The organism is Micromonospora sp. NPDC049799 (assembly GCF_040656655.1).
Lineage (GTDB): Bacteria > Actinomycetota > Actinomycetes > Mycobacteriales > Micromonosporaceae > Micromonospora.
In genome coordinates this window covers 1-2,407 of record NZ_JBFAMU010000651.1, presented here as the reverse complement: position 1 = coordinate 2,407, position 2,407 = coordinate 1, and the positions used below count along the sequence as shown (strand labels likewise).

The 2,407-nt window shown below is 74.0% G+C and carries 3 protein-coding genes; 2 read left to right on the top strand and 1 reads right to left on the bottom strand.

Annotated features, from left to right (window positions below; all coding sequences use genetic code 11):
- Positions 1-62: 62 nt before the first annotated feature.
- A complete protein-coding gene (locus AB0I76_RS27785) occupies positions 63-1,085 on the bottom strand; it encodes a phosphatase PAP2 family protein (protein ID WP_357041458.1) in 1,023 nt (340 codons plus the stop codon).
- 151 nt (positions 1,086-1,236) lie between these two features.
- Between AB0I76_RS27785 and AB0I76_RS27780 the strand changes: the two genes are divergently transcribed.
- Both AB0I76_RS27780 and AB0I76_RS27775 read left to right on the top strand, forming a co-directional pair.
- Positions 1,237-1,641 carry a hotdog domain-containing protein gene (locus AB0I76_RS27780; protein WP_357041455.1) on the top strand — a complete coding sequence of 135 codons (405 nt, stop codon included), beginning with the start codon at positions 1,237-1,239 and terminating at the stop codon, positions 1,639-1,641.
- Positions 1,638-2,407 (top strand): MBL fold metallo-hydrolase (locus tag AB0I76_RS27775; protein ID WP_357041452.1); only part of this gene is annotated, 770 nt, incomplete at its 3' end. The genes AB0I76_RS27780 and AB0I76_RS27775, both read left to right, overlap by 4 nt.

Here is a 2,407-nt window from a genome sequence, read left to right as displayed (position 1 = left end):
CGCGGAGCTGATGGCCCGCGCCCGCGCCGCGCGCCGCGCCGGCTGAACCGCGCGGGCCGGGGTCAGCGAGCGGCCGGGACCGCCGTCGCGGTGGTCTCGGCCACGTCGTCGGCCGGCGGATCCGACGGGGTACGACGTGCGCGTCGCGCCGCCCACCACCGCTCGCCGAGGCCGACCACCAGGAAGGTCATCCCCACGTACGCCCAGCCGACGAGCACGTCGATCACGTAGTGCTCGCCGCAGTAGACCAGGGTGAACGTCATCGCCAGCGGGTACGCCAGCAGCAGCGGCCACCAGCGCTTCCGGGTGACCCGCAGGAAGAACAGCACCACGAACAGGGCGAAGGCGGTGTGCAGCGACGGCATCGCCGCGACCGGGTTCGAGGCGATCTGGCCGGCGTTGAGCAGGTTGCCGGCGCCGTGCATGCCGAATGCCTTCCACCCTCGGGTGGAGATCCGCGCGACCTCCTCCAGCAGGCCGTTCTGTGCCGCCCACCACGGCGGGGCCGCCGGGTAGAGGAAGTAGGTGACCAGGCCGGTGGCGCAGAGGAAGCCCCAGCGGCGCATGAACGCCGCCCACCGCCCCCGGTCCCGCAGCCACAGCACGGCGGCGGCGGCCAGTGCCACCACGAAGTGGGAGAAGTACACCCAGCTGGCGAGCACGTCCCACCACTGCACCTCGGGTCGGTAGAGGTGCTGCTGGAGCCAGACCGTGGGCACCTGACCGTCGGTGGCCCAGCCGAACATGACCCGGTCGGCGACGATCAGCTCGTACGCGTGCGGGGTCGCACCGTTGTCGGCGAACCCCCGGGACAGGTTGTACGCCACGAGGAGCAGCACCACCGGCACCCAGTCCCGGGCGAAGCGCAGGTGGCTGCGCCACGGGCGGGAGGAGTTCCAGGCGACGGTCGCCGCCCAGATCCAGAGGAACGCGTACGCCGGGTCGGTGGGCAGGCCGATGAACAGCCAGCCGGCGACGAACGCGACGGCCCACACCGACATCGAGACCACACGTCGCCGCCCGCCGTCCGGGTCGGGCAGCGGGTCGGTCCGGGCGGGGGGCTGGGGATCGGTCGCGACAGACATCGCGCTCAAGGTTAACGGCGGGTTCCACCCGGGCCGACGGTGGACCACTCGACCCTCAATGGCGCGTGTCACGGCGGGGTGTCGCCGCCCGGTCAAGGCGGGTTGGCCGCGGGTGTGAACGGCCACCGGACGAGCACCTAGGCTGAGGGTCATGCAGGAGCAGCCGGAGCCCGCGTTCGCGCCGGGCCTGACCGCCCGGGTCGAGTTGACGGTGACCGACGCCGACACCGCGCAGGCGGTCGGCTCGGGCGACGTACCCGTTCTGGGCACGCCACGGGTCCTCGCGCTGGCCGAGGCGGCCACCGTGGCGGCGACGGCGACGTCGATGCCGGGCGGGTCGACGACCGTCGGAGTCCGCGTCGAACTGGAGCACCTCGCCGCCACCCCGGTCGGCCGCCGGGTGCTCGCGTCGGCCCGGCTGGTCGCCGTGGACGGCCGGCGGCTGCAGTTCGACGTGACCGTCACCGACGGGAACCAGACGGTCGCCCGCGGCCGGGTCGAGCGCCTGCTCGTCGACCGTCAGCGGTTCGTCGAGCGAGCGGCACGGGTGTCATGACCGGCCGCTTCGTGGAGGTCGCCGACCGGGTCCACGTGTACCGCGAGCCACTGCTGCGGGTCAACGTCACGCTGGTCGTCGGCGACGACGCCGCCCTGCTGGTCGACACGCTCTCCACCGCCGGTCAGGCCGCCGCCCTCGCCGAGGCGGCCCGCGCCGTCACCCCGCACCCGTGGACGCTGGTCAACACCCACCACCACTTCGACCACTGCTTCGGCAACGCGACCCTCGCCGCCGACCCACCCCGCCCGGTGTACGCGCACGAGCGGGCCGCCGCGGCGCTGCGCGAGGAGCCGGACCGGCTGCGCCGGGAGGCGTACGAGGAGATGCGCGAAGAGCACCCGACGCTGGCCGGTGAGCTGACCGACACCGAGTTACTCGCCCCGACGCACACCGTGCACTCCGAGACGGTGCTCGACATCGGGGGCCGCCGGGTGGTGCTGCGCCATCCCGGCCGGGGCCACACCGACGCCGACCTGGTCGTGCACGTACCGGACGCCGACGTGCTGGTCGCCGGGGACCTGGTGGAGCAGAGCGGACCGCCGGCGTTCGAGGAGTCGTACCCGTTGCAGTGGCCGGACACGGTCGCCGAGCTGCTGCGGATCCTCACGCCGGCGACCGTCGTGGTGCCGGGGCACGGCGCGACGGTCGACGCCGCGTTCGTCCGCGCCCAGCATGCCCAGCTCGCCGAGTTGGCCTGGCTGATCCGGGCCGGCCACACCGGTGGCGCCCCAGCGGAGCGGGTGGCGGCCGAGGCGCCCTTCGG